The sequence below is a fragment of the Gelria sp. Kuro-4 genome (genome assembly GCF_019668485.1).
In the GTDB taxonomy this organism is placed as follows: domain Bacteria; phylum Bacillota; class DTU030; order DUMP01; family DUMP01; genus DUMP01.
This window is the reverse complement of record NZ_AP024619.1, coordinates 2,695,386-2,720,778: the sequence shown is the minus strand read 5'-3', so window position 1 is coordinate 2,720,778 and position 25,393 is coordinate 2,695,386. Positions and strand designations below refer to the sequence as shown.

25 protein-coding genes are annotated in these 25,393 nt (G+C 61.8%); all 25 read left to right on the top strand.

Annotated features, from left to right (window positions below; all coding sequences use genetic code 11):
• The first annotated feature begins 9 nt into the window (after positions 1-9).
• The 25 genes from groL to murI all read left to right on the top strand — a co-directional run bounded on the left by groL (position 10) and on the right by murI (position 25,170).
• A complete protein-coding gene (groL, locus tag K5554_RS13620) occupies positions 10-1,632 on the top strand; it encodes a chaperonin GroEL (protein WP_221038996.1) in 1,623 nt (540 codons plus the stop codon).
• Between the two features lie 180 nt (positions 1,633-1,812).
• Positions 1,813-2,535: a GntR family transcriptional regulator gene (locus K5554_RS13615; RefSeq protein ID WP_221038995.1), complete on the top strand. Its 723-nt coding sequence runs from the start codon at positions 1,813-1,815 to the stop codon at positions 2,533-2,535.
• 173 nt (positions 2,536-2,708) lie between these two features.
• Positions 2,709-3,707, top strand: a complete 999-nt coding sequence (locus K5554_RS13610) for a tripartite tricarboxylate transporter substrate binding protein (protein WP_221038994.1) — start codon at positions 2,709-2,711, stop codon at positions 3,705-3,707.
• A 66-nt stretch (positions 3,708-3,773) separates the two neighbouring features.
• Positions 3,774-4,214 (top strand): tripartite tricarboxylate transporter TctB family protein, encoded by a 441-nt coding sequence (locus tag K5554_RS13605; protein WP_221038993.1) that lies wholly within the window; start codon positions 3,774-3,776, stop codon positions 4,212-4,214.
• Between the two features lie 13 nt (positions 4,215-4,227).
• On the top strand, positions 4,228-5,733 hold the full coding sequence (locus K5554_RS13600; RefSeq protein WP_221038992.1) for a tripartite tricarboxylate transporter permease: 1,506 nt from the start codon (positions 4,228-4,230) through the stop codon (positions 5,731-5,733).
• 24 nt (positions 5,734-5,757) lie between these two features.
• Positions 5,758-6,483 carry a DUF362 domain-containing protein gene (locus K5554_RS13595; RefSeq protein WP_221038991.1) on the top strand — a complete coding sequence of 242 codons (726 nt, stop codon included), beginning with the start codon at positions 5,758-5,760 and terminating at the stop codon, positions 6,481-6,483.
• A gap of 2 nt (positions 6,484-6,485) precedes the next feature.
• Positions 6,486-7,145: a hypothetical protein gene (locus tag K5554_RS13590; RefSeq protein ID WP_221038990.1), complete on the top strand. Its 660-nt coding sequence runs from the start codon at positions 6,486-6,488 to the stop codon at positions 7,143-7,145.
• A 21-nt stretch (positions 7,146-7,166) separates the two neighbouring features.
• Entirely contained in the window at positions 7,167-8,126 is a 960-nt protein-coding gene (locus tag K5554_RS13585) for an aminopeptidase (RefSeq protein WP_221038989.1), read from the top strand.
• Between the two features lie 273 nt (positions 8,127-8,399).
• Positions 8,400-9,701, top strand: coding sequence for a nickel-dependent lactate racemase (gene larA, locus K5554_RS13580; protein ID WP_221038988.1), 1,302 nt, complete (start codon positions 8,400-8,402; stop codon positions 9,699-9,701).
• A gap of 132 nt (positions 9,702-9,833) precedes the next feature.
• Positions 9,834-10,844: a tripartite tricarboxylate transporter substrate binding protein gene (locus K5554_RS13575; protein ID WP_221038987.1), complete on the top strand. Its 1,011-nt coding sequence runs from the start codon at positions 9,834-9,836 to the stop codon at positions 10,842-10,844.
• 56 nt (positions 10,845-10,900) lie between these two features.
• Positions 10,901-11,341: a tripartite tricarboxylate transporter TctB family protein gene (locus K5554_RS13570; RefSeq protein ID WP_221038986.1), complete on the top strand. Its 441-nt coding sequence runs from the start codon at positions 10,901-10,903 to the stop codon at positions 11,339-11,341.
• Positions 11,342-11,357: 16 nt separating this feature from the next.
• Positions 11,358-12,857 carry a tripartite tricarboxylate transporter permease gene (locus K5554_RS13565; RefSeq protein ID WP_221038985.1) on the top strand — a complete coding sequence of 500 codons (1,500 nt, stop codon included), beginning with the start codon at positions 11,358-11,360 and terminating at the stop codon, positions 12,855-12,857.
• Positions 12,858-13,078: 221 nt separating this feature from the next.
• A complete protein-coding gene (locus tag K5554_RS13560; protein ID WP_221038984.1) occupies positions 13,079-14,098 on the top strand; it encodes a TAXI family TRAP transporter solute-binding subunit in 1,020 nt (339 codons plus the stop codon).
• A 127-nt stretch (positions 14,099-14,225) separates the two neighbouring features.
• A complete protein-coding gene (locus K5554_RS13555; protein ID WP_221038983.1) occupies positions 14,226-14,714 on the top strand; it encodes a DUF1850 domain-containing protein in 489 nt (162 codons plus the stop codon).
• On the top strand, positions 14,714-16,663 hold the full coding sequence (locus K5554_RS13550) for a TRAP transporter permease (RefSeq protein ID WP_221038982.1): 1,950 nt from the start codon (positions 14,714-14,716) through the stop codon (positions 16,661-16,663). Before K5554_RS13555 ends, K5554_RS13550 begins: the two co-directional genes overlap by 1 nt.
• Positions 16,664-16,735: 72 nt before the next feature.
• The gene (locus K5554_RS13545) at positions 16,736-17,695 is read left to right on the top strand and encodes a 2-hydroxyacid dehydrogenase (RefSeq protein ID WP_221038981.1); all 960 of its coding nucleotides are present in this window, start codon (positions 16,736-16,738) and stop codon (positions 17,693-17,695) included.
• A gap of 106 nt (positions 17,696-17,801) precedes the next feature.
• Positions 17,802-18,479: a GntR family transcriptional regulator gene (locus K5554_RS13540; protein WP_221038980.1), complete on the top strand. Its 678-nt coding sequence runs from the start codon at positions 17,802-17,804 to the stop codon at positions 18,477-18,479.
• A gap of 61 nt (positions 18,480-18,540) precedes the next feature.
• A complete protein-coding gene (locus K5554_RS13535) occupies positions 18,541-18,756 on the top strand; it encodes a ferredoxin family protein (protein ID WP_255565421.1) in 216 nt (71 codons plus the stop codon).
• On the top strand, positions 18,749-19,879 hold the full coding sequence (locus K5554_RS13530) for a 2-oxoacid:acceptor oxidoreductase subunit alpha (protein ID WP_221038978.1): 1,131 nt from the start codon (positions 18,749-18,751) through the stop codon (positions 19,877-19,879). The genes K5554_RS13535 and K5554_RS13530 overlap by 8 nt, the downstream gene beginning before the upstream one ends.
• On the top strand, positions 19,876-20,682 hold the full coding sequence (locus K5554_RS13525) for a thiamine pyrophosphate-dependent enzyme (protein WP_221038977.1): 807 nt from the start codon (positions 19,876-19,878) through the stop codon (positions 20,680-20,682). The genes K5554_RS13530 and K5554_RS13525 overlap by 4 nt, the downstream gene beginning before the upstream one ends.
• 3 nt (positions 20,683-20,685) lie before the next feature.
• A complete protein-coding gene (locus K5554_RS13520; protein ID WP_221038976.1) occupies positions 20,686-21,243 on the top strand; it encodes a 2-oxoacid:acceptor oxidoreductase family protein in 558 nt (185 codons plus the stop codon).
• Between the two features lie 33 nt (positions 21,244-21,276).
• Complete coding sequence (gene sucC, locus K5554_RS13515; RefSeq protein ID WP_221038975.1) at positions 21,277-22,443, top strand: ADP-forming succinate--CoA ligase subunit beta; 1,167 nt, start codon at positions 21,277-21,279, stop codon at positions 22,441-22,443.
• Complete coding sequence (gene sucD, locus K5554_RS13510; RefSeq protein ID WP_221038974.1) at positions 22,440-23,312, top strand: succinate--CoA ligase subunit alpha; 873 nt, start codon at positions 22,440-22,442, stop codon at positions 23,310-23,312. The genes sucC and sucD overlap by 4 nt, the downstream gene beginning before the upstream one ends.
• Positions 23,313-23,333: 21 nt before the next feature.
• A complete protein-coding gene (locus K5554_RS13505) occupies positions 23,334-24,302 on the top strand; it encodes a C-terminal binding protein (protein ID WP_221038973.1) in 969 nt (322 codons plus the stop codon).
• A gap of 76 nt (positions 24,303-24,378) precedes the next feature.
• Complete coding sequence (murI, locus tag K5554_RS13500; RefSeq protein ID WP_221038972.1) at positions 24,379-25,170, top strand: glutamate racemase; 792 nt, start codon at positions 24,379-24,381, stop codon at positions 25,168-25,170.
• Positions 25,171-25,393: the final 223 nt, after the last annotated feature.

Sequence of the window (25,393 nt, the reverse complement as noted above, 5' to 3'; positions counted from 1 at the left end):
GCGAGTTACATGGCGGGTAAACAACTGGCCTACCGCGAGGAAGCCCGGCACGCGCTGGAGCGCGGTGTCAACGCTGTGGCCAACGCGGTAAAGGTTACCCTGGGGCCGAAGGGACGCAACGTAGTACTTAGTAAGAAGTTCGGCTCCCCCGTTATCACCAAAGACGGTGTGACGGTAGCCAAAGAGATTGAACTTAAGGACCCGTACGAGAACATGGGGGCGCAGCTCTGCCGTGAGGTGGCCTCCAAGACCAACGACGTAGCCGGCGACGGCACCACCACCGCCACCGTTCTGGCCCAGGCGATTATGCTCGAGGGCATGAAGAATGTGGCGGCCGGCGCCAACCCCATCTTCCTCAAGAAGGGCGTGGACCGGGCGGTCCAGGCCATTACCGACGAGATCAAAAAGAAAGCCATCCCGGTGGAGTCCAAGGAGAGCATCGCGCACGTGGCCTCCATCGCCGCCAACGACGAGGAGATCGGCGGCCTGATCGCCGATGCCATGGATAAGGTGGGCAAAGACGGGGTCATCACCGTGGAGGAGTCCAAGAGCCTCACCACCACCGTCGAGGTGGTCGAAGGCATGGAGTTCGACCGCGGCTATGTCTCCCCCTACTTCGCCACCAACGCGGAGACCATGGAGGCGGAACTGGAGGAGCCCTACATCCTCCTCTTCGAGAAGAAGATCTCGGCCATCAACGACCTCCTGCCCGTCCTGGAGAAGGTCGTCCGCACCGGCAAGCCGCTCCTCATCGTTGCCGAGGACGTTGAAGGCGAGGCCCTGGCGACCCTGGTGGTGAACCGCCTGCGCGGCACCCTCCAGTGCGTGGCCGTCAAGGCGCCCGGCTTCGGCGACCGCCGCAAGGCCATGATGGAGGACATCGCCATCCTCACCGGCGGCAAGTTCATCTCCGAGGACCTGGGCATCAAGCTCGAGAACGTGGAGCTGGATTCCCTCGGCCGGGCCAAGAAGGTGAAGGTGGCCAAGGAAAAGACCACCATCGTCGAAGGCTTCGGCAAGCAGGATGATATCAAGGCCCGCGTGGCCCAGATTAAGAAGCAGATCGAGGAGACCGAGTCCGATTACGACCGCGAGAAGCTGCAGGAGCGCCTGGCCAAGCTGGCCGGCGGCGTGGCGGTGATTAAGGTCGGCGCGGCCACCGAGACCGAGCTCAAAGAGAAGAAGATGCGCGTCGAGGACGCCCTCAACGCCACCCGGGCGGCGGTTGAGGAGGGCATTGTCCCCGGCGGCGGCACCGCCATCCTCAATGCTGTGAAGGTGCTGGACGGCCTTACGGCCGAAGGCGACGAGGCGGTGGGCATCCGCATCGTCAAGCGGGCCGTTGAGGAGCCGCTGCGCCAGATTGCCGAGAACGCCGGCCTCGAGGGTTCCGTGATCGTCAACCGGATTAAGGAGTCGCCGGAAGGCGTCGGCTTCAACGCCGCCACCGAAGAGTTCGTGGACATGGTGAAGGCCGGTATCGTCGACCCGGTGAAGGTGACCCGGACCGCCCTCGAGAACGCGGCCAGTATCGCCTCGCTCCTTCTCACCACCGAGTGCCTGGTGGCCGAAATCCCCGAAAAAGAAAAGACCCCGCCCGTGCCGCCCGGAGCCGGCGACATGGACTACTAAGCCAGCCAGGTTCGAAAGCCCGACCCCGCAAGGGGCCGGGTTTTTGTGTTTATTCCTGGTCGCAGCTGCGGTTACAATGGGTCACAGCGTTGGAGTATGCCGTGTGTAAAATACATTGACTTAAAACAGCAACAAAATTATAATAGTCATAAAGAAAGACATGACACCGGAGGGCGAATTGTGAAGCAAAAACTTATTTTCTCCACACTATGGGAGCAACTGTTTGAGTCGATCAAGGACGCCATCTTAGCCAATCAGTACCGCCCGGGCGAGGAACTGCCGATCGAGAAACTGGCGGCGGAATACGGCGTCAGCAATACACCCGTGCGCGAGGCCCTGGCACGGCTGGCGAGCGCGGGTTTGGTGCGGATTGTTCCCAACAAAGGTGCCGTTGTGGCTCCCATTACGGAAAGCGACATCCGCGATGTCTGGGAGGTGCGTAAGCTCTTGGAGCCCCACTTGGCGGAAGCGGCAGTGGAAAAGTGCAACTTTGAGGAATTGTTAGGCGTCATTGCCGGACTCCAAAACGTACTGGGCCGCCCACAGGACTTTGCTGCTTACTCGCAGGTGTCCTTCGAGGTGCACGCCCTCTTTTACAAACACCTGAGCAACAAGCTGCTTCGGGAGGTCTTGGAGCGGGTAAACCTGCACTCCATCCGCATCCGCCACTACGTAGAGGGAAGCGAGGATCCGCTGCGCTGCGAGGTGATACGCCAGGTTACCCGGGAACACCTGGACATCGTCGAAGCGCTGCGGAGACGTGATGCCGAAGAGGCCGGTCGGAAGATACTTCAGCACCTGAGTGCGGGTGAAAAGCGTCTCCTGCGTGTTTTGCGCGCCCGGGAGCAGGAAGCGCTGCCGATGGCTGAGGCTGGAGCGTCCCCCTCTTCCATGGCACACTGACCTGAGCCGGGAGTACGGGTATGTGGGCGCACTTCAACATTGCCGGATAAAAATATAATGTAGCCAAGGAGGTGGTGCCGGCGGGAGAAGTTGGGAAGAACGTCAAGGGGACGTCGTGGGGTTGGGGAAAGAACCGAGAGCGGCACGTGCAAGGAAGAGGGAGGGTAGCTCGGATGAAAAAAGCCTCGGTGCTTCTGCTCGTGGTGGTGCTCAGCATCGGTCTTGCCGGCTGCAGTAAGCCGGCTGCGCCGGCGGGGGAGAAACCGGCGGCGCCCAAGTATCCCGAAAAGCCTATCACCTTCCTGGTACCTATGTCGGCGGGCGGCGGCAGCGATATCATGGCTCGGGCGATCGCCAACGTGATGCAGAAAGAACAGCTCCTGCCGCAGCCCCTGGTGGTAGAGAATAAGCCGGGCGGCAGCGGCTCCATCGGTTGGAGCTATGTGGCCGGCAAGATCGGCGACCCCTACATCATCAGCACGGTAAGCTCCAGCTTCTGGACCACGCCGCTGGCCGGCAATTCGCCGGTGAGCTACAAGGACTTCACGGCCATATCGGCCCTGGCCATGGATCCCTTCTTACTTATGGTTAAAGAGGACTCGCCCTACAAAACCCTGGATGACATGCTCACGGCGGCCAAAGCGAAACCCGAGGGCTTGGCGGTGAGCGGAGCCAGCGGCCTGTCGGACGACCGGGTTTGCACCGGCCTCCTGGAGAAACAGGCCGGGGTGAAGTTCAACTACGTTCCCTTTGAAGGCGGCGGCGACGCCATGACATCGCTTCTCGGCGGTCACGTGCAGCTGTGCTGGGCCAACCCGGGTGAGGCCCTGAGCCAGCTCGAGGCCAAGAAGGCCCGCCCGCTGGCGGTTACGAGCGACCAGCGTCTGGCCAAACTCCCCGATGTTCCTACCTTTAAGGAGCTCGGCTTCGACACCGTTGTCTTCCACCAGTTCCGGGGCATCGTCGCGCCGAAGAATATTCCCGAAGAGGCGCTGAAGGTGCTCGAGGAGGCCTTCAAGAAGCTGAGCGAGAGCCAGACGTGGCAGAAAGATTACATTGAGCCCAACATGGTAACATCCCGCTACCTGCCGGCCAAGGAGTTCGGCGACGCCATCGTAAAACAGAACGAGCTTTACACCAATATCTTCAAAGAGCTTGGCCTGCTGAAATAGCAAGCGGGGCACCTGTCGGGGAGGGACGGCGGTCCCTCTCCGGCAGGTGGCAAGGGGGAAAGATAGATGAAACGCGCAAACCAGATCTCCGCGCTGGTACTTCTCGTGTTGGCTCTTTACATCGGCCTCACTGCATTAAGTCTGGGTTATATGGAGAAGAACGTGCCGGGACCGGGCTTTACCCCGTTTTGGATCAGCGTCTTTTTGGGTGTCTTCAGCCTGGGCATTCTCTGGGAGAGCAGGAGCCTGCCCGGCACAGCGGTATTCTCGCCACGGGCGCTCAAGGTGCTGGCTGTCCTGACGGTTGTGGGCGCCGTGACCATCGTGCTGAGTTATGTTCTCGGGCTGCTCCTCAGCTTGACCTTCCTGGCCGGCTTCATCATCCGCTACCTGGGCGGTTCTTGGAAGCAGACGGCGCTTACCACCGTGGCGGTGGGTGTGTGCTTCTACTTCTTGTTTGTGCGGTTCCTTATGGTGTCTTTCCCGACCGGGCTGCTGGGGATTTAAGGAGGCGGGCGGCATGGAGACAATTGCACTGCTGCTGAAGGGCTTTGCCGTCGCCACCCAGCCCCCGAACCTCCTGGCGTGTCTGGTGGGTGTGGTGGCCGGCACCATCATCGGCGCTCTCCCCGGCTTAGGACCCTCCACCGGCGTGGCCGTGCTCTTACCCATCACTTTTGGCATGAACCCCGTAACGGCTATCGTCATGCTGGCCGGGATTTACTACGGCGCCATGTACGGCGGCGCCATCGCCTCGATTCTCATCAACACGCCGGGTGACGCCGCGGCGGTGATGACCTGCATGGACGGCTACCCCCTGGCGCAAAAGGGTCGGGCCGGCCCGGCTCTGGGGATGGCGTCTTTCGCTTCCTTCATCGGCGGCACCGTTTCTGTGATCGTCTTCACCTTCCTGGCACCGGCCTTGGCGCAGGCCACGCTCTGGTTCGGGCCGCCCGAATACTTTGCCTTGATGGTGATGGGACTGTCCACCGTTTCAGGGCTTACAGGGCGGTCCCCCTTCAAGGGCATGGCTTCCATGCTGGTGGGGTTGGCCCTCTCCTGCGTGGGGACAGACCTCGTAACCGGCCTGCCGCGCTTCTGCTTCGGCCGGATGGAGCTCTACAGCGGCGTCGAGTTCATCACCGTGGCGCTGGGGCTTTTCGGTATCGCTGAACTCATTAACCTGGCTGCCGGCGAAATGCAGCAGCTGAAGCGCGCCGAGGTGAAACTGAGTTTCCGCAACCTTCTTCCCAACAAAGAGGACTGGCGGGTGTCCTGGCCGCACATCCTGCGCAGCACCGGCATCGGCTTTTTCATCGGCATGCTGCCGGGAGCGGGTGGTACCATCGCTTCTTTCATTTCCTACTCCACCGCCAAACGCACCTCGCGGCACCCGGAGCGGTTCGGCGAGGGGGCCATCGAAGGCGTGGCGGCGCCGGAAGCGGCCAACAATTCAGCTTCGGTCGGTGCGTTCGTACCGCTCTTGGCTCTTGGAGTGCCGGGTTCGGCCACCACGGCCGTGCTCATGGGCGCACTTATGATGTACAACCTGCGGCCCGGCCCGCTCATCTTCGAGCGTGCCCCCGAATTTGTCTGGGGTTTGATTTCCTCTATGTACGTCGGCAATGTCATGCTGATGCTGCTGCTCCTCCTGTTTATCCCGCTCTTTGTCAAGGTGCTGGACATTCCCAACCACACCCTGGTGGCCTGGGTGATCGCTTTCATCCTGGCCGGTTCGTTCGGCCTGAACAACAGCCTCTTTGATGTGGGTATTACGGTGGCCTTCGGTGCCATCGGGTACGCGATGAAAAGACTGGAGTACCCGGCGGCGCCGCTGGTGCTGGCCCTGGTGTTGGGCAACATGATGGAGAATTCACTGCGGCAGTCGCTGCTTTTGTCCCACGGCAGTATGGCCATCTTTGTCACCCGGCCGCTCTCGCTGCTGATCCTTCTGATCTCTGCGGCGGCGGTGCTGGTGCCGGTGCTGCGCAGCGTACTCAGGGCCAAACCGGCTCTCCAAGAATAGGCACGCAGAAGGAGTGGTCAGTCCATGCAGATTCGTGAAGACCTCTGTACAGCCTGCCGCCGGTGCGTCCCTTACTGCCCGGTGGGGGCGATTCGAGTGGAGGAACCGGACCGGGTGTACATCGACCAGGACCTGTGTGCCGAGTGCGGCACCTGCCTGCGGATGGCCGGCTGCCCCTCTGGGGCTCTGGAGGAACCGGCGGAGGTGTACGAGAGGCCGCGTTCGGTGCGCAAGTTCTTCTCCGATGCCATGGCCACCCATAAAGAGACGCTCCTTCCCGGCCGGGGCACTGAGGAAGTCAAGACCAACGACGTGACGGCCCGGGTGAAGCGCGGCGAGGTCGGCATCGCCATCGAGATGGGGCGGCCGGTTCTGGGCGCCCGGATGACCGATGTGGAGAAGGTGACCATGCGCCTGGCGCGCCTGGGCATTCACCTGGAGGAGAACAACCCCCTTTCCCACCTCCTGGCGGACCCGGCCCAAGGTACCCTGCAGGACTGGGTGCGCAACGAGCGGGTGATATCCTGCATCGTGGAGTTCGCCGCCCCCGCCGACCGGCTGAAGGAGCTGCTCCTCACCATCAAGGACCTGGCGCAGGAGGTGGATACCGTCTTTTCCCTGGACCTGATCACCCGTTTCGCCGAAGACGGGAGCATCCCCGTCCTGCCGGTGCTGCAGGAGCTGGGCATCCACTACCGGCCGAACTCCAAGATCAACCTGGGCCTGGGTCGCCCGCTGAGGGAGGAATAAACGTGACGCACTCTTTACACCGCCGCGGCAGCATTGAGTCCTTAAAGAAGGATTATGTACTCCTTTTTACTCCAGCCGCGCGCATCAACCACGAGGGTTCCCACGAAAAGCTGCGGGAGATCATTGACATCATAGCGGAGGCCGGGCCCACCAACATCGGCTCGTATGAGGTACGCAATATTTACGACGGCTCTACCATCCAGGATATCCGCGACAACCTGTACAAGGCCAAGGTGCCGCGGGTGCGCTGCTGCTTCTCCAGCCGGGAAAAGGTACTGCAGGTGCTGAAAAAGGTCAAGGAACGGGACTACGGCATCTCCGTAACGGTGAGCGGCCTGACGGACGAGGTCCTGAAGATGGCACAGGAGTTGGGTTGTAAGCCGCATTCCATCAACCTGTCGCTGGGGGTCTGGGGGCGGACGGAACGGCTGCCTGTGGAAACTGTAATGGAGATCGTGACCATGTGCGGCCACGGGATGATGGCGCAATCCCTGGTGGAAAAACAGCTCGAGCTGGTGAAGAAGGGCCGCAAGACGGCGCGGCAGGCGGCCGAGGAGCTGGCCCGCCCCTGCACCTGCGGGATTGTCAACGTGGACCGGGCGGAGGAGATCATCAACCATTACCTGGCACAAGAGAAACAGGCGGGGGCCGCCGGCCGCTGAAGAGCACGGGGAGGGAAAAAGATGCACGACTTCACCCTGCAGCGCTATGCGCGCATCCCGGTGGAACTGAACAAGGAGGGCGTAAGGGAAGCGGTGGTCATCACCGACACCGGCGTGGAGCCGGAGGTGGCGCAAGCCCTGGCCGCAGCGGCCTATGAGCTGGGGCTGGAGCCGACGATAACGGTGATGGTACGCCGGCCGGTGCACGGCCTGGAGCCGACCCAGGTGATCAGCTGGGGGATCCTCGGTGCTGAGCTCATGCTCTTCGCCACCTCGACGGGTTTTGCGCACACCACTGCAGTGCGCACGGCGCTGAAAAAGGGCTGCAAGTACATCGGCATGCCGGAGATCAGCGTGGCCACGCTCACCGGCGGCGCCGCCACGGCCGACTATGCCGAGGTGGGGCGCATCACGCGGGAGGTGGCGGCGCTCCTGACCGCCGGCTCAGAGGTCCGCATCACCAGCGACCGGGGGACGGACATCACCTTTTCCATCGCCGGCCGGCCCTGCTTTGAGCTCTCCGGCGTCTTCCGCCCCGGTACCATCGCCTGCTTCCCCGACGGGGAGGCCGCCATGGCCCCGGTGGAGGGCACGGCCGACGGGACGGTGGTGGTGGACTCCTCGCTGCATCAGATCGGCATGCTCAAGGAGCCGGTTGCCTGGCGCTTTGAGCGCGGGCGGGTGGTGGAAGTAAAAGGAGGCGATGAGGCCCGGCGCCTGGAGGCAATCCTGAAGGTCCGCGGCGACGCCAATTCCTGGATTCTCGGGGAGTTTGCCGTTGGTACGAATCCCTGCGCCCGCCACGGCACCACCGTCTCTGAGGACAAAAAACGCCTGGGCAGCATCCACCTCGCCCTGGGCGACAACCTCACCCTGGCGGGGCAAAACGAAAGCGCGAGCCACCTGGACGGGGTTCTCGCCGCGCCCAGCCTGTGGGTGGATGGGAAGCTGGTTATTGACCGCGGCAGGTTGATTCTTTAGCGAAGGCCAAAAGGTGGGCCGGGACCGAGGCGGTTCCCGGCCCTTGATTTGTCCCGTGGTTGAGTTGCGCAATCAACCACTTTGTTCAAAAAAGAGGAGGATTTCTAATATAGAAGGAGAATATACCAATTAATACCAGAACGTAATACATGAAGCAGGATATGAAATACATTAGTCATAAGGTTCCATCATTCGAGCCCATACCTGCGGCCCCGGTCGGCACAGAGGTACGGGAAATGGACCTGGTACCTTTCACGAAAGGTGGGCACTTAAGTGCGAGTTGAGCTGCTGTATGGAAAAGGCGGCACGGTACCGCTCAATGTACCCGATGCTAATCTGGCCGGGATTTACTCTGCTAAGGAACGTCCGCCGCTGACCGATCCCCGGCGCGCCGTCCAAGCGGCCCTTAGGAACCCGGTGGGGGCCAGGCCGCTGGTGGAAATCTGCCGGGGCAAGAAAACCGCCTGCGTCGCCATTACCGACGCTTCACGACCCAATATAGAGCGGGTGGTGATGCCGGTATTATTGGAGGAGCTCGAAGCGGGCGGAATGCGCCGGGAAGATGTTGCCATCCTGGTGGGCGTTGGTTCACACCCGCCGGCCACGATGGCAGAGCTGGAGGCAAAGCTGGGACCTGAGATTGTGCACAACTATCGCATTGAAAACCACGACTGTTATCGGAGCCCGGTGGACTATGTGGGAACCACGTCCTTGGGTGTGCCGGCGGAGGTTAATACCCTCTTTACACGGGCGGACCTCAAGATTGCCGTAGGAACGGTGCTCCCCCACCCCTTTGCCGGTTTCAGCGGCGGGCCTAAGATGATGGCGGTTGGGATCGCCGGCTGCAGAACAATAGGGGCCTCCCACTCGCCGGCGACGATAAACCACCCGCAGTGTCGCTATGGTAACACGGCCGGCAATCCGTTTTACCAGTCCGCCCTCGAAGTGGCGCAGATGGTCGGCCTCGATTTCATTGTGAACGGGGTTACACGCGAGGACGACGGCAGCCTGGTTCAGGTGGCGGCCGGCGAGGTACAGGCGGCCCACGGCCAAATAGTCGCCGGCTTGCAAGGGGACTTCCTGGTGAACATCCCGGAACCGGCCGATATTGTTGTGGTTGCCACCGGCTACCCCAAGGACGGCAACATCTACCACATCAGCGCGCTGGGCGTCTGCGCCGTGGCCGGAGCGGCGGTGGGACGTTCCTGCGTTCGGCCCGGAGGTGCAATTATCGCTGTTTCACCCATGGAGGAAGGAATCTACAACGAAGTTTTCTACAACACCCTAAAAGAAGCAGCCACCCCCGATGAAGTGATGGCGCGGGTAGAAAGCCTGCCTGAACGCAAGCCGGGCCACCACCGGGCGTACGGCGTGGCACAAGTGCTCAAACAACACCGAGTGATCATGGCCCAGTCGAAGATGGACCCCGAGCAAATCAAGGCCATCCACATGGAAGCTGTAGCAAGTGCCCAGGAGGCACTGGACCGCGAACTTAAACGCTACGGTGCGGCGGCCAAAGTGCTTGTCCTCAACGGCACCCACCGCATGGTGATTTCCGTGGGCCAGGGAGGGTAAAGGCAAAACCCGCCCCGGGAAAGGAGCCGCAAGTCTGTTAGAGGGGAGGGGGGTGAAGAGCTTGCTTTAAAGAGATAAAGGTGGCCAGCGGGGCGGAGCAACAGAAGATGTTGACTGAAGGAGGGGACAGGGGTGCGGAGAACCAAGCTTTTTCTAACAGTTCTGGTCAGTGTGCTCATTGCTGCACTGGTAGCGGGGTGCAGCAGTCAACCGACGGCCCAGGAGCCGGCGGGGCAGGAGAAAAAGGGGGAAACGACGGGGGAGCAGTATCCGAATAGACCTATTCAGTTGATCGTCTCCTACGCCGCCGGCGGCGGCACCGATGTCGGGGCAAGACTCCTGACGCCGTACTTGGAGAAAAAACTGGGACAGCCGGTTACGGTGGTTAACGTCACCGGAGGCGGCGGCTGGGTGGGCTGGACCCAGTTGGCTCAAGCCAAGCCCGACGGCTATACCATCGGTTACATTAACATTCCGAACATGATCATCGGCTACCTCGATCCGGCTATGAAAAGAAAGGACAATCTCGAAAGCTTTGCTCCCATTGCCAATCATGTGTTAGACTACACTGTGTTTGCCGTCCGCAAGGACAGTAAGTTTAAGGACATAGATGAACTGATGAACTATGCCAAAGCGCATCCCGGCGAGCTAAGTGCCACCTCTACCGGTATTGGCAGCGACGAACACATCTCCTTGCTCGAGCTTGAAAGAAAAGCCGGCGCCAAGTTCCAGATGGTGCAAACCAAGGGCTTTGCCGAGTGTCTGACCCAGGTGCTGGGTGGTCATGTGGACGTTCTGCTGGGCAATGTCGGGGAAGTCGTTGGGCCGGCCAGGAACGGAGACATCCGCGTTCTTGCGGTGCTGAGTGAGGAGCGGTCCAAGTACCTGCCGGACGTTCCCACACTCAAGGAAAAGGGAATTGACGTCGTAAGCTTTGCCGCCCGGGGCATCGCCGCGCCGGCCGGCACGCCGCAAGAGGTGATCGATAAGGTGGCTGAGGCGATTCAGGAGGCGCTGGAGAACCCCGAACATCAAAAGAAAATGGAAGAACTCGGCCTGGCGCTGAAATACATGGACGGCGATGAGTACCAGGGCTTCCTCAAAGCGCAGGAGCAGCGGATTAAGGATCTGATGGGCTGGTAAGGTCTGAACGGGGGTGGGCCGCCGGGGCCGCCCCCTCTCTTCCAGGGGGAGTGTTTATGAAAGTGCAAAGCGATTGGGTGATCGGCGCCGTAATCATAGCCTTCAGCGTGTGGTTGTACCGCATCGCCGACGACTTTCCGCAAGGAACGGACGCCTTTCCCAAGTTACTGTTGGGTGCATTGATACTCTTGGCGGGTATGATGTTTGTACAAAGCTTGAAGCGGCCACGGCAAACTGAAAACGTAAGCGAAGGGAAGACGCAAGCCGCTTTTCTCCCTCCCGCGGTAACCTTTCTGGCATGCCTGGCGTTTGTTGTGCTAGTGCCGGTGATAGGGTTTTTCGTTTCAGGGGTGCTTTTCAGCGCCGGCGTGATGTTTTACTTGGGGGTCCGGCGCCTCAGCACGTACTTCATCGCCATCGGCGGTGTCATGCTTTTCATTTATTTTCTGTTTATCATGGAACTTCGCGTCCCGGTACCACACGGGTTGCTATTCTAGATAGCGGGTGAGAATGATGGAAGTCACGCTGCTTCAGGTGATCAAGCATGTTTTATCCTTCCAAAGTCTGGCGGCAATAGCGATCGGCGTCATCGGCGGGATGGTTGTCGGGGCCTTGCCCGGTCTGACGGCGACCATGGGTGTCGCCCTCCTCGTCCCTGTTACCTTCGGCATGGACCCCGCGGCGGGCATTCTTATGCTGATGGCCATATACACATCGGCCATCTATGGGGGTTCCATTTCTGCAATTCTCCTGCACACCCCGGGGACTCCGGCCTCAGCGGCCACCGCTATTGACGGTTATGCTCTTACCCAGCAGGGGAAAGCAGGCACCGCCATCCGGATCTCAACGTACTCTTCCATGGTCGGCGGGCTGATCAGTTCATTCTTCCTCCTCCTTTTGGCACCGCCCCTTTCCATGATATCGCTGAAGTTCGGCCCTCCCGAGTATTTCCTCCTGGCGCTGTTTGGCTTGTCGGTCATCAGCAGCCTGGCTTCGGGCTCACTGGTGAAGGGCTTAATCTCTGCAGTGTTCGGCCTCTTGGTAGGGACCATCGGCGTAGACGTAAACACAGGCTTCCCACGGTTCACCTTCGGAGTTACTTCTCTAGAGTCCGGGGTTTCCTTGGTACCGGCCATGATCGGGCTGTTTTCCCTAAGCCAGGTTTTCATTATGAGCGAGACGGCGCGGCAGGAACAGCACCGCGCGACGAACGAAATCCGTGATTGGCGTTTTCTCCCCCCGTTGAGCGAAGTTAACGCCGTTAAGAACACCATTTTGCGTTCCTCAATAATTGGGGTCATTATCGGCATGCTGCCCGGGGCCGGCGGCGACATAGCCTCCTGGGTGGGGTACAACGAGGCGAAACGCTTTTCGCGGCATCCGGAGAAGTTCGGTCAAGGTGCCATTGAGGGTGTTGCCGGTCCGGAGGCCGCTAACAACGCTGTAACCGGAGGCGCGCTCATTCCACTCTTCACGCTGGGCATTCCTGGGAGCGCCACTGCGGCGGTTTTGTTGGGCGGGCTGATGATTCACGGCCTCATCCCCGGACGCGAGCTATTTACCAAATACGGCGAAATCACCTACACGGCCATGGTTGGCTTTATCTTGGCCAACATTCTCATGGGTGTAGCCGGCATGCTGCTCGCACGCTATGTGACGTACGTCACCCAGGTTCCGGCACGGGTTCTGGCTCCTGCCATTGTAACCTTGTGCGTTATAGGTTCTTTCGCCATTGGTAACAACATGTTCGACGTTTGGACCATGGTTTTCTTCGGGGCTGTTGGTTACTTGATGCGCAGGTATGGGTTCCATCCGGCACCGGTAGTCCTAGGTCTTATTCTCGGCCCCATGGCCGAACTGGGGTTCCGCCAGTCGTTGCTCTTGGCTAAAGGGTCGGTTCTCAGCTACTACTTATCCCGGCCGATCAGTGTGATTCTGCTGGTGCTCATTGTGGCGTCTTTGGTATCGCCGGTTGTTCTGGAGCGCCGGATGCAGACGCGGGCAGGCGCATAGGGGACGGTTGCGGTAAGAGGTCTCCTTCTGGAGCAGAAAATGTTATAGGGCACAATAAATTTTGCTTATGCTTCCCGCTCGGGTTGCGGCAGGGATTTCGGAAAGGAACGAAGAATCATGATGCACCAGATAAGGCGACATTGCACTGACATTGTGAAGGGGGTGACAACTTACAGGGACAGGACCTCTCAGCGGTACGAAAAAGGTCGGGAGGGGAGCACATGAAGAGAAGTACGGTCCTCAGCATCCTGTTGCTTTGCCTTGTGGTCGCCCTGAGCGGTTGTGCCGGCGGGCAGGGGGGCCAGGCACCGGCCGAGCAAGAGGGCGAGAAGGCGCCGGCCCCTGCGGCTCAAGGAACCAAGATGATCCTGGCCACGGGTGGAACGGCGGGTACCTACTACCCGCTGGGCGGTGCCATGGCGCAGATCTGGAACAGCAAGCTTGCCGGGTATAATGTCACTGCCCAGGCTACGGGCGCTTCGGTGGAGAACCTGAAGCTTTTGGACAAGAAAGAAGTCGAACTGGCCCTCACTCAGAACGACATTGCCGAGTACGCGGCAAAAGGTATTGAGGCGTTTAAAGACAAGCCGCTCAACAGTGCGCGCGGCGTCGCCACCCTGTACCCGGAGGTAATCCAGATCATCGTTCCCGCGGACAGCCCTATTCAAAGCATCAAGGACCTTAAGGGCCACAAGGTTTCGGTGGGTGCGCCCGGCTCCGGCAACGAGGCCAATGCGCGGCAGATCCTTGAGACTTTCGGCCTTACCTACAAAGACATCGAACCCTTCTACCTTTCTTACGCCGAGTCCGCCGACCAGTTCAAGGACAATCACATCGACGTGATTATGCTCACCACCGGTGCTCCCAACGCCGGCATTCAGGACGTTTCAGCTGTAAAGAAGATCCGGGTGCTTCCCTTCAGCGCTGAAGACGTGGCCGCCTTGCAGGCCAAGTATCCTTTCTTCAGCCAGTTTACCCTCAAGGCCAACACCTACCAGGGGCAGACCGCCGATGTCAATACCGTAGCTGTCCAGGCCGTGCTGGTGGCCAACCAGGACCTGCCTGACGACGTGGTTTACAACCTGACCAAGGCGTTGTGGGAGAACAAGGATGCCTTGGCGCAGGCCAACGCAAAAGCCAACTACATGGATCCCAATAATCCTGCCAAGGCAATCACCATTCCGCTTCATCCGGGAGCAGTCAAGTACTACCAGGAGAAAGGAATGAGCGTCCAGAAGTAAGGCGGCCGGCTCAGACTGAATATGGAGGGAGGCCGGGTAGAGCAGGCTCTATCCGGCCTGATCTATGAATAAACACCTCTGGAATATTATGGCAATAGGATGCGCCTGTGTCCTGGCGGTGTGGACCATGCTGCCTGCGCCCAGCCTGGACATACGGCAGCGAGACTCCCAGGAGCTTTTCCTGGCGCTCCCGATACACTACAATGAGCCGTTTACCATCTGGTACCTGCACTCCATCGCCCGCCGTCCGGTGGAAGAAAAGCTGCACCTGGCGCCCCAGGGTGCGCTGGTTGTGGACGCAACCATCTGGGACATGAACGGAACGGGGCTGCCGTACGGTCCCGACCCCGGCATGAAATTCGAACTAAAGGACGGCAAGTACATTCTCACCAATATGAACCGCGTTTTCCCTGAGGTGGTAATGGCGATAGGCTGGGTGGCCGAGCACAGGCTCATCTATCAGGGCCGCAGTCTGCCCCTGGCCAGGCTGGCACCCCCGGGCACGGCGATTCGCCTGCAGGTCGGCCGGCACCCCCGCTGGGTTCTAGCGTACAACCACCTAAGGTGGCTGCTGTTGTCGCAAAAACCGGCACCCGCACAAAAGGGGGTTGAGTGATGGAGGAGTTTAAGGAGCTTACGGAGAAAGACATCGAAGAAGTACGGGCCAAAGTCGATATGGAATCCAATTACCGGCGGCTCGCAGGGACGTGGGCCCGGGTCATTCGCTGCCTGGCCGTCGCCATGTCCGTGTATCAGCTCTATACCGCGGTGTTCGGTGTGCTGCCGGCACAGCTCCAGCGCACCTGGCACCTGGGCTTCGCCCTGGCGCTCATCTTTCTTCTCTATCCTAGTAACAGGAAGAGCCGGCGGGCCTTTGTGAGTATGTATTGGTTGGATGTGGTGCTGGCGCTCTTGGGAGCCGGAGTGAATCTCTACTGGATCATCAATTACCAGGACATTCTCATGCGCGCCGGCGACGCCACAAAGCCGGACCTTGTCGTAGGTGCAATTGCTGTTCTTCTGGTCCTGGAAGCAGCTCGGCGCATTGTCGGGCTACCGATCACGGCCATCGCCGCCCTCTTTGTGCTCTATGCGTACGTGGGTCCATACCTGCCGGGCTTTCTTTCCCACCGCGGCTTTTCGGTGGAACGTATCATCAGCCACATGTTCTTCACCACCGAAGGGATATTGGGCATTCCTTTGGGTGTATCCTCCACCTTTGTTTTCCTCTTCATCCTCTTTGGGGCCTTCCTCGAGAAGACGGGCATCGGGCAGTTCATCATCGACCTGGCCAACGCCGTGGCCGGGCGGGCGGTGGGCGGTCCGGCCAAGGTGGCGGTGATCGCCAGTGCCATGCAGGGGACGATTTCCGGCAGCTCGGTGGCCAACGTGGTTGGTACGGGGAGCTTCACCATCCCTTTGATGAAGAGCATCGGCTACAAAGCCAATTTCGCCGGTGCCGTCGAGGCGGCGGCGTCCACCGGTGGACAGATTATGCCGCCCATCATGGGGGCGGCGGCCTTTCTGATGGCCGAATTCACGGGGATTCCTTACGCCCGCGTGGCCCTGGCGGCCGTTATTCCCGCGCTGCTTTACTTTACAGGCGTCGGCATCGGTGTTCACCTGGAGGCGCGGCGCACAGGACTGACCGGGCTGCCCGAAGAGCAGGTGCCGCGGCTGGGCAAGGTCCTGCGGGAACGGGGTCTGCTGCTTATTCCCATCCTGGGCCTGATCGTGATCATGGCGTCGGGCGCCACCCCCACCAAGGCAGCGCTCCTGGCCATGGTTCTGGCGATCCTTGTCAGCTCCATCTCGCCCAAGACGCGCCTCAAACCGAAGGACGTCCTGGATGCCCTGGAGCAGGGGGCGCGCGGGGCTTTGGGCGTGGCTGCGGCCACGGCCGCCGCCGGCATGATCATCGGCTCGGTCACCCTGACCGGTCTGGGACTTAAGCTGGCCAACGGGCTGGTGACCCTGGCGCACGGCAACCTGCTTCTCACCATGTTCTTCGCGATGATCGCTTCGCTGATCCTCGGTATGGGCTCGCCCACCACGGCCAACTACGTCATCACCTCCACCATCGCCTCACCGGCTTTGATCCACCTGGGGGTTCCACTCCTTGCTGCGCACATGTTCGTGTTCTACTTCGGCATCGTGGCCGACCTGACTCCACCGGTAGCCCTGGCGGCTTATGCAGGGGCGGGTATAGCCAAGGGTGAGCCGATGGCGACGGGGGTCAATGCCACCAAGCTGGCCATCGGCGCTTTCCTGGTACCGTATATCTTCGTCATGTCACCGCAGCTGCTGCTCATTAATACCACTGTCTTCGGCGCCCTGCGTGTGGCGGTGGGAGCGGTCATCGGTATGTTGGCCTTGGAGGCGGCGGTGCAGGGCTGGCTGCTCAAGCAGGCGGGCCTGCCGGAGCGCGCCGCCCTGGCTTTAGGTGGTCTCATGCTTATCGATCCGGGGAGCTTGACTGACATCGTCGGTTTGACGCTCTTTGTGGTCATCTATCTCCTGCAGCGCGGCAGTGCGCGCCGGCAGGGCATAAACTACGTTCTTTAGCAAACGAGGCCTTGCGGAACCAGGAATCAGCCTGGTGAAGGGCGAATGGTTTTCTTAGGGAGGGTATAACTGTTGCCGACGATTGTACACATGGATCGCATCAGCCCGGAACTCAAGGAGATCTTCCTGGCGGTTTTGCCGCCGGGCTTCCGGCTGGTTACGCCGGAAGAACCGCAGTGGGAGGTGGAACTGACGGCCACGCGGTACCTGACGGTGAATACGGCGCCGGTCACCGCGGCGGTGATGGACCGGGCGCCGCGCCTCAGGCTCATTCACAAGCTGGGTGCGGGCTATGACAACATCGACGTGGCCGCGGCCAGCCGGCGCGGGATCATCGTGGCGCGCACCCCGGGGGCGAACAAGGTGTCGGTGGCGGAGCTGGTGTTCGGCCTGGCGCTCAGCCTCTACCGCCACCTGCCGGCCCTGGCGGCTGAAACGCGGGCCGGGGAGTGGAACATGTGGCGGCACCGTCCCTACTGCTATGAACTGGCGGGGAAGCGCTTGGGCCTGGTGGGCCTGGGGGACATCGGCCGGGCGGTGGCCGAGCGTGCCCTGGCCTTTGAGATGGAAGTGGTTTACTACCGGCGGCACCCGCTCCCGCCGGAGGAGACGCCCGGCATACGTGCGGTTTCGCTTCCCGAGCTCCTCAGGACCAGCGACATCGTGAGCCTTCACATCCCGCTTACGGCCGAAACGCGGGGGCTGATCGGTGCGGCGGAGCTCAGGAGCATGAAGCCCAGCGCCATCCTCATCAACACGGCGCGCGGCTCCATTGTGGATGAGGCCGCCCTCCTCACCGCCCTCCGCGAGGGTTGGATCGCCGGTGCGGCGCTGGATGTGGTGGCGGAGCCGCCGCTTCCGGCGACCAGCCCGCTTCTTGCCCTGCCCAACTTCCTCTGTACGCCCCACGTCGGCGCGGCCACGCGCGACGCCGACACGCGCGTCCTTAAGACGGCCTATGCCAACATCGAGCGGGTGGAGCGCGGCGAAGAGCCGCTGAACGTGGTCAACCGCCCGGCGGTCCAAGCCTAGTGGCGTTTTGCGCCGCCGGCGGCCGGCGAACTGCATCGATGATATATTGACGGAGAAGAAAAACAACTATACAATGTAGCCGAGATAAAATTAGGAGGAAGGTTGCGTGCAGGGTAGGATTTTCTTTCATTCACTGCGCGAGCAGCTTTTCCAGGCGCTCAAGGAGGCCATCCTGACCAACAGGTACCGACCGGGCGAGGAGCTCCCCATCGACAAGCTGGCGGCCGAGTTCGGCGTGAGCACCACGCCGGTGCGCGAGGCATTGGTGCGCCTGGAGGGGATCGGCCTGGTGCGCCTTATCCCCAACCGGGGCGCGCAGGTGACCTCGATCACGCCGGCGGACGTCCGCCACATCTGGGAGGTCAGGCGCCTCCTCGAGCCCTACGCGGCGCGCACGGCCGCCGAGCGCTGCTCGGTAGAGGAACTGGATGCTTTGGAGGATAAGCTGCAGCGCGTTCTGGCCCGGCCGGAGGAGTTCGACCTTTACACCGAGTCCGACCTGGAGCTCCATGAGCTGTTGGTGAAACACCTGACCAACGGCGTTCTCATGGAGATCCTGGATCGGGTGAAGCTGAGTTCCCTCCGGATGCGCTACTTTTCCGAAGAGAATATCCCTACCCTGCGCCGGGAGGTGATCCAACAGGCGACGCGCGAGCACCTGGCCATAGTTGCTGCGCTGCGGGCGCACGATGCGGCGCGGACCGAGAACATGGTCTGCCGGCACCTGGTAAATGGCGAAAAGCGTACCCTCCTGGGCCTGGAAGGACGGCTTCTTGAAGCCTAGGGAGGTGAGGCGGGAGCAAAAGCGGGCCCGTCAGCAGAGGGAAGAAACGGAGGGAGAAACGGTGGACGGCTCATTCAAGGTTGAGATCAACAGCAGGTGGTGCAAACACTGCGGCATCTGCTTAGCCTTCTGCCCGCAGAAGGTCTTTACCTGGGACGAGAAACAGCGCGTCCTGATCAGCTATCCGGAAAAGTGCACCGGATGCCGGCTGTGTGAGTACCGCTGCCCCGACTTGGCCATCGAAGTGCGCAAAGCGGAGGAGGAGTCCCATGAGTAGCCAGCTCATCCAAGGCAACGAAGCCTGCGCCTGGGGCGCGTTGAAGGCCGGGGTGAAGTTTTGCGCCGGTTACCCGATCACGCCTTCCACGGACGTGGTGGAGCTCCTGGCGCAGGAACTGCCGAAGGCCGGCGGGCGCTTCATCCAGATGGAGGACGAGATCGCCAGCATGGGCGCCGTCCTGGGGGCTTCGGTGATGGGGGAGAAAGCCATGACGGTCACCAGCGGCCCCGGTTTTGACCTGATGCAAGAGAACATCGCCTTCGGCGCCATGGCGCAGCTGCCCTGCGTGGTGGTGAACGTGCAGCGCAGCGGCCCCAGCACCGGCGGCGCTACGCTCCCGGCCCAGGGCGACCTCATCCAGGCCAAGTACGGCACCTCGGGCGACAGCCCCCGCATCGTCCTCTACCCCAACTCCGTGGAAGAGATCTACCGGATGACGATTCAAGCCTTTAACTATGCCGAGCAGTACATGACCCCGGTGATCCTGCTCATGGACGAGATCATCGGGCACATGCGGGAGAACGTGGACCTGGAAGGCGTAGGAGATGTAGAAATCGTGAGCCGCCGACGTACCGACGTGCCCCCGGCCGAATACCGTCCCTACGCCGCGGATGAAACGGGCATCCCCATTTTGATGCCCTTTGGCAGCGGTTACCGCTATGTGGTGCAGGGGATGCATCACGACGTGAACGGCATGCCCAACACCGGCGCCGCCAACGTGGACGCCACCATCCGGCAGATCAACGGCAAGATCGACCGCCACAAAGAAAGGATCTGGCTGTGGGAAGAAAAAGAGACAGAGGACGCCGACATCCTTCTGGTGGCGGTGGGCTGTGTCTCCCGCTCGGCGCTGGAGGCGGTGCGGCAGGCCCGGCGCCAGGGGCTCAAGGTCGGGCTTTTCCGTCCCATCACCGTCTGGCCTTTCCCGGAGGAGCCGTTGGCCCGGGCCCTGGCCCACGCCCGCGCCGTGCTTGTCCCGGAGATGAACTGGGGCCAGCTCATCCACAAGGTGAAAGAAGTCAAGCCGGACGCGGTCAAGGCTGTAGGGCTCAACAAGTACGACGGCACCCTGATCATGCCGGAGGAGATTCTGAAGGTGATCGAGGAGGTGCGCGCATGAGCTGGAAGGATTACATTAAAGAGGACATGTTCCCGCTCTTCACCTGTGCCGGCTGCACCCACGGCACGGTGACGAACGCCTTTGCCCGCGTGGCGGATGAACTTAAGCTCGACAAAGACAAAACCGTCATCGTCTGCGCCATCGGCTGTGCCGGCCGCATTCCCACCTTCCTCGATTTCCCCGTCCTCCGGGTGACGCATGGGCGCGCCCTGGCCTTCGCCACGGGGATCAAGCTTTCCCATCCGGAGATGAAGGTGGTTGCCCTCATGGGCGACGGCGACGCCCTGGCCATCGGCGGCAATCACTTTATCCACGCCGCCCGGCGCAACATTGATATCACGGCCATTGTCTCGCGCAACGAGATCTACGGCATGACCGGTGGCCAGTACGCGCCCACCACGCCGCCCGGCGCCCGTGCCACCACCGCTCCCTACGGCATGCTGGAGCCGGCCTTCGATACCTGCAAAATGGCCGCGGGTGCAGGCGCAACCTACGTGGCCCGCACCGATGCCTACCACGTGCAGCACCTGCAGAGGACCCTGAAGACGGCCCTGCAGCACAAGGGCTTCGGCGTGGTGGAGGTGCTCACCAGTTGTCCCACCCAGTTCGGCCGGCGCAATAAGGTGGCGGATCCGGCGAAGATGCTGGAGCGGATTAAAGCGCTGACCGTGACGCAGGCCCAGGCTGAGCGGATGACGCCGGAGGAGCTGGAGGGTAAGTTTGTCATCGGCGAGTTCGTCAACACCTCGCGTCCGGAACTGACCGAGATCTATGCCCGGGCATTTGCAGGAATGGGGGTTTAGGCGATGCGCGACGTGGATAAAGTGGAGATCCGCTTGAGCGGTTCCGGTGGGCAGGGTGTGGTGCTGGCGAGCATCATCTTTGCCGAGGCCCTGGTCGCGGAGGGGTACAGCGTCATCCAGACCCAAGCCTACGGTGTGGAAGCCCGGGGCGGTGCCTCCCGCGGTGAGGTCCTTTACGGCAAGGTGAAACCCAATTACCTGAAGGTGGAGCGCCCCGATATCCTGGTGGCCATGACGCAGCAGGCCTGCGACCGCTACCTTCCCAGTCTTAAGCCCGAGGGAACCCTGATTCTGGATTCCTTCTTCGTGGAGAAGCTGCCGGAGCGCGCGGGCGGACGTACCTTTGCTGTACCGCTCAGCAAGATCGCCATCGACGAGCTCGGCAGCCCTCTCTACGCCAACATCATAATGCTGGGGTTTATGAACGGTGTAACAGAGCAGGTGGCGCCGGAACACTTGGAGGCGGCGGTGCTCAAGCGGGTGGCGCCGGCCTTTGCCGAGGCCAACCGCCGGGCGCTCCACCTGGGCTATGAAAAGGCGCGCGCCGAACTGGGCCTTTAGGCGGCAAAGCGCGCAGCGAGGAGCTGAACTTAGATGAAGCTGTATGAATACCAAGCAAAAGAGCTTTTTCGCGGCTACGGTATACCTACACCTCACGGGCACGTGGTAAAATCGCCGATGGAACTTAAGGCGGTGCTCTCCCGTGTAAGCTATCCGGTTGTGGTTAAAGCGCAGGTCCTCGTGGGTGGGCGGGGTAAGGCGGGCGGGGTCAGGTTCGCCGACACCCCGGAGGAGCTGGAAAAGAGCGGGACGGCACTTCTCAGGGCGACGCTCAAGGACGAGAAGGTTACGGCCCTCCTCCTGGAAGAAAAGGTGCCGGCGACCGAGGAGTACTACCTGGCGGTAACCCTGGACCGGGCCCGGCGCCTGCCGCTCATCATGTTCAGCCGTTCGGGCGGCATGGACATCGAAGCGGTAGCGCGCGAACACCCCGGGGCCATCGCCCGGGTGCACGTTGATCCCCAGATGGGCCTGAGGGGTTTTCACCTGGAGCAGCTCACCAAAGCGGGCGGCCTGGCCGATCCGGCCGTGAAAAAGGGCGTGCAGCGGGCGGCCCGGGCCCTGTACCGCCTGTGGGACGAAAGCGATGCCGCCCTGGCGGAAATCAACCCGCTCATGGTGCTGGCCGATGGTTCGGTGGTGGCGGCCGATGCCAAGCTGGAGGTGGACGACAGCGCCCTCTTCCGCCACCCGGAGCTCGGCGCTTTCCGGGCGGAGCTACCGGAGAGCGAGCTTGAACGGGAGGCGCGCGCCACGGGCTTCCTCTACATCGATGTGGACCCGGCGGGCAGTGTGGGCGTAGTGAGCAACGGCTCGGGCATGATCATGTCCTGCATCGACTGGATCGCCCGTCACGGCGGCCGGGTGACCTGCGCTCTCGACCTGGGCGGCGGGGCCACCGCGGACCGGGTGGCGCAGGGGATCGACATCCTGCTCAAGAATCCCCGGGTAAAATCACTCCTCATCAGCATCTTCGGCGGCATCACGCGCTGCGACGAGATAGCGGGCGGCGTCCTCAAGGCCGTTAAGGAGCACGCCTACCCGGTGCCCATCGTTACCCGCCTGGAGGGTACCAATAAAGAGAAAGGCTTGGCTCTCCTGAAAGAGGCGCGCCTGGCCGGCGTAACCGTGGCCGGCACCCTGTCCGAGGCGGCCGACCGCGTGCTGACGGCACAAAAGTTAGGGGGACGTGGGGCATGAGCATACTCATCGATGAAAACACGCGCCTTCTGGTACAGGGGATCACCGGCCGGGAAGGTCACTTCCATACGGCGAGGATGCTGGAGTACGGCACCAACGTGGTGGCCGGGGTGACGCCCGGCAAGGGAGGCACCTCCGTGGAGGGCGTGCCGGTCTTCGACACGGTGGCCGAAGCGGTGGCGGCGCGGCAGGCCAACGCCGCGGTGCTCTTTGTGCCGCCCCAGGTGACGCTGGATGCCATCTTCGAGTCCCTGGCGGCCGGCATAAAGACCGTAATCACCATCGCCGAAGGTGTACCGGTAAAGGACATGCTGCAGGTTTACCACTATACCAAGCACCTTCCCGACGTGCGGGTCATCGGGCCCAACTCCTTCGGGGTCATCAGCCCGGGGAAGGCCAAGGCCGGCTTCATGGCGCACGAGATCTACCTGCCGGGGCCGGTGGGCCTCATGTCCCGCAGTGCGACCAACTCCTACGAAACGGTTCTCGCCATGACACAGCGCGGCATCGGCCAGTCCACCTGCATCGGCGTGGGCGGCGACGTCATCCCCGGGTCGGCCTTCCGGGACCTGCTGCCCCTTTTTGCAGCGGACCCGGAAACCAAGGCCGTGGTCCTCATCGGTGAGATCGGCGGCGCCGATGAAGAAGAAGCGGCGGACTACATCAAGGCGCACATGACCAAACCGGTGGTGGCCTACATCGCCGGCCGCAATGCGCCCCCCGGCAAGAAGATGGGCCACGCCGGCGCCATCGTGGGCGCAAGCGGCGTGGGCAGCGCCCAGAGCAAGATCGCAGCCCTCACGGCGGCCGGCGCCCACATCGCCGACAGCCCGGGACAGGTGGCGGAAATACTGGCCAAGATCCTCTAGGCAGGAAAGGAAGGACGGTACATGGCCGAGTTCAAGGTGGTACTTACCGACAACATCTTTCCCGATCTTAACCTGGAGCGCGACATGCTGGCGGCGGCCGGCGCGGAACTGGTGCTGGCCGATCCAGAGCGGGATCTCGCCGAAGAGCTGAAAGACGCCGACGCCGTGATCAACACCTATGCTAAACTGCCGGCGTCGGTAATCGAAAAGCTTGAACGCTGCCGCCTCATCATCCGCAACGGCATCGGGGTGGACACCATCGATGTGGCCGCCGCTTCGCAGAAGGGCATCATGGTGGCCAACATACCCACCTACTGCCTGGAAGAGGTGGCCACCCACGCCACGGCCCTCATCCTGGCCTGCAACCGGAAGGTTGTTTTTCTGAACGGCAAGGTTAAAGCCGGCATCTGGAATGTTAAGCTGGCGATTCCCATACAGGCGCCGGAAGCGAGCGTGGTGGGGCTGGCGGGCTTCGGCCGCATCCCCCGCTCCGTGAGCCGGAAGGTGAAGGCCCTGGGGTTCGATGTCATCGCCTACGACCCGTATGTGGCCCAAGCCGATGCGGACGTCTACGGCGTGACCATGGTGGATTTCTCCACGCTCCTGGCCAAGTCCGACTACATCTCCATCCACTGCCCGCTCACCGCAGAGACGCGCGGCATGTTTGATTATGAAGCCTTCCGAAAGATGAAGCGCAGCGCCTACCTCATCAACACCGCCCGCGGGGCCGTGGTGAAGGAGAAAGACCTGGTGGCGGCCCTTAGAGACGGCCTCATCGCCGGCGCCGCCCTGGACGTGCTTGAGACGGACGGCATCGCCCCGGATCATCCTTTCCTTGAGATGGAAAACGTCATCCTCACGCCGCACGCCGCCTGGTACAGCGAGCAGTCCATCCTGCGCCGCCGTACCCAGACGGTGGAGGAGGTAATCAAGGTCCTTAAAGGCGGCGAGCCCACCTCGTTTGTCAACCGGAGGAGCATCGTGAGGTAGCTGCAGGCAGCGGAGCGCATTCACGGTGCGCCGGACCGCCTGCCGGGGTAAGGATGCAGGAGAGAGGAGAATTCCCATGGTTAAGATCGGGCTGTTTGATTCCGGGTTGGGCGGCCTTACCGTGGTGCACGAGGTTCGGCGCCGGCTGCCGGGGGCGGGCGTAGAGTTTTACGGCGACAACGGCCGTAACCCGTACGGCCCGCGCCCGCAGGCGGAGATCGTCAAGTTCTCCCGCCAAATCCTGGACTTTCTCGCTGGGAAGGGGATTGACCTCGCGATCATCGCCTGCAACACGGCCACGGCGGCGGCCCTGGCCGAAGTGCAGGACGCGTACCCCTTTCCTGTGCTGGGTGTGATCGAACCGGGGGCGCGGGCGGCCTTGGCGGCGAGCAAAAGCCGCCGGATCGGCGTAATCGGGACGGAGTTTACCATAAGAAGCGGCGCCTACACCCGCGCGCTGCAAGGTTTGAGCCCCGGGGTGCAGGTACTGGGGCAGGCCTGCCCGCTCTTTACCCCCCTGGTGGAGCAGGGCAGAACCGCCGGTCCGGAGCCCGAGGCGGCGGCGCGCGCGTACCTGGCGGCCTTCCGGGGGAGCGGCATCGATACCCTCATCCTGGGTTGTACCCACTATCCCGTGCTCATCGACGTCATCCGCGCCCACCTGGACCCCGGTGTCACCACAGTGGACCCGGCGGTGGAAACCGTGGCCCAGGCCAAGCTGCTGCTCGGTGCCGAGGCCACGCTGCCGGCGGCGGCACCGACATACCGCTTCTACACCAGCGGCGACCCCGAGCTCTTCGCGCGGCTCGGCAGCAATATCCTGGGCCGACCGCTGGAGAATGTGACACGGGTGACCTTTCCCGAGTGACCGGTTGACTTCCACTGGAAGGCAGGGACGAGCAGCTTGTTTGTCCCTGCTTTTCTGTTGGGAAAGCTTCACTGCCTTTTGTCAAGAAGGAAAATTGGTGTGTAAGACCGAATCTCATGGCTACACCATACGGTGGGGCCTGATTGGAAAGGGCTCGAGGAGCCGCAGGCCTGGCCGATGGGCATGCGCTGTGTTCCGGACGGTGAACCCGCGTCGGCCGAGG

Excerpts from the sequence above, each read along its gene's own strand:
- K5554_RS13570 (WP_221038986.1), top strand. The coding sequence starts at position 10,901 with ATGAAAGTGCAAAGCGATTGGGTGATCGGCGCCGTAATCATAGCCTTC.
- murI (WP_221038972.1), top strand. The coding sequence starts at position 24,379 with ATGGTTAAGATCGGGCTGTTTGATTCCGGGTTGGGCGGCCTTACCGTG.
- K5554_RS13595 (WP_221038991.1), top strand. The coding sequence starts at position 5,758 with ATGCAGATTCGTGAAGACCTCTGTACAGCCTGCCGCCGGTGCGTCCCT.
- K5554_RS13605 (WP_221038993.1), top strand. The coding sequence starts at position 3,774 with ATGAAACGCGCAAACCAGATCTCCGCGCTGGTACTTCTCGTGTTGGCT.
- groL (WP_221038996.1), top strand. The coding sequence starts at position 10 with ATGGCGGGTAAACAACTGGCCTACCGCGAGGAAGCCCGGCACGCGCTG.
- K5554_RS13520 (WP_221038976.1), top strand. The coding sequence starts at position 20,686 with ATGCGCGACGTGGATAAAGTGGAGATCCGCTTGAGCGGTTCCGGTGGG.
- K5554_RS13610 (WP_221038994.1), top strand. The coding sequence starts at position 2,709 with ATGAAAAAAGCCTCGGTGCTTCTGCTCGTGGTGGTGCTCAGCATCGGT.
- K5554_RS13585 (WP_221038989.1), top strand. The coding sequence starts at position 7,167 with ATGCACGACTTCACCCTGCAGCGCTATGCGCGCATCCCGGTGGAACTG.
- K5554_RS13530 (WP_221038978.1), top strand. The coding sequence starts at position 18,749 with ATGAGTAGCCAGCTCATCCAAGGCAACGAAGCCTGCGCCTGGGGCGCG.
- sucC (WP_221038975.1), top strand. The coding sequence starts at position 21,277 with ATGAAGCTGTATGAATACCAAGCAAAAGAGCTTTTTCGCGGCTACGGT.
- K5554_RS13565 (WP_221038985.1), top strand. The coding sequence starts at position 11,358 with ATGGAAGTCACGCTGCTTCAGGTGATCAAGCATGTTTTATCCTTCCAA.
- K5554_RS13555 (WP_221038983.1), top strand. The coding sequence starts at position 14,226 with ATGCTGCCTGCGCCCAGCCTGGACATACGGCAGCGAGACTCCCAGGAG.
- K5554_RS13560 (WP_221038984.1), top strand. The coding sequence starts at position 13,079 with ATGAAGAGAAGTACGGTCCTCAGCATCCTGTTGCTTTGCCTTGTGGTC.
- K5554_RS13600 (WP_221038992.1), top strand. The coding sequence starts at position 4,228 with ATGGAGACAATTGCACTGCTGCTGAAGGGCTTTGCCGTCGCCACCCAG.
- K5554_RS13550 (WP_221038982.1), top strand. The coding sequence starts at position 14,714 with ATGGAGGAGTTTAAGGAGCTTACGGAGAAAGACATCGAAGAAGTACGG.
- sucD (WP_221038974.1), top strand. The coding sequence starts at position 22,440 with ATGAGCATACTCATCGATGAAAACACGCGCCTTCTGGTACAGGGGATC.
- K5554_RS13525 (WP_221038977.1), top strand. The coding sequence starts at position 19,876 with ATGAGCTGGAAGGATTACATTAAAGAGGACATGTTCCCGCTCTTCACC.
- K5554_RS13505 (WP_221038973.1), top strand. The coding sequence starts at position 23,334 with ATGGCCGAGTTCAAGGTGGTACTTACCGACAACATCTTTCCCGATCTT.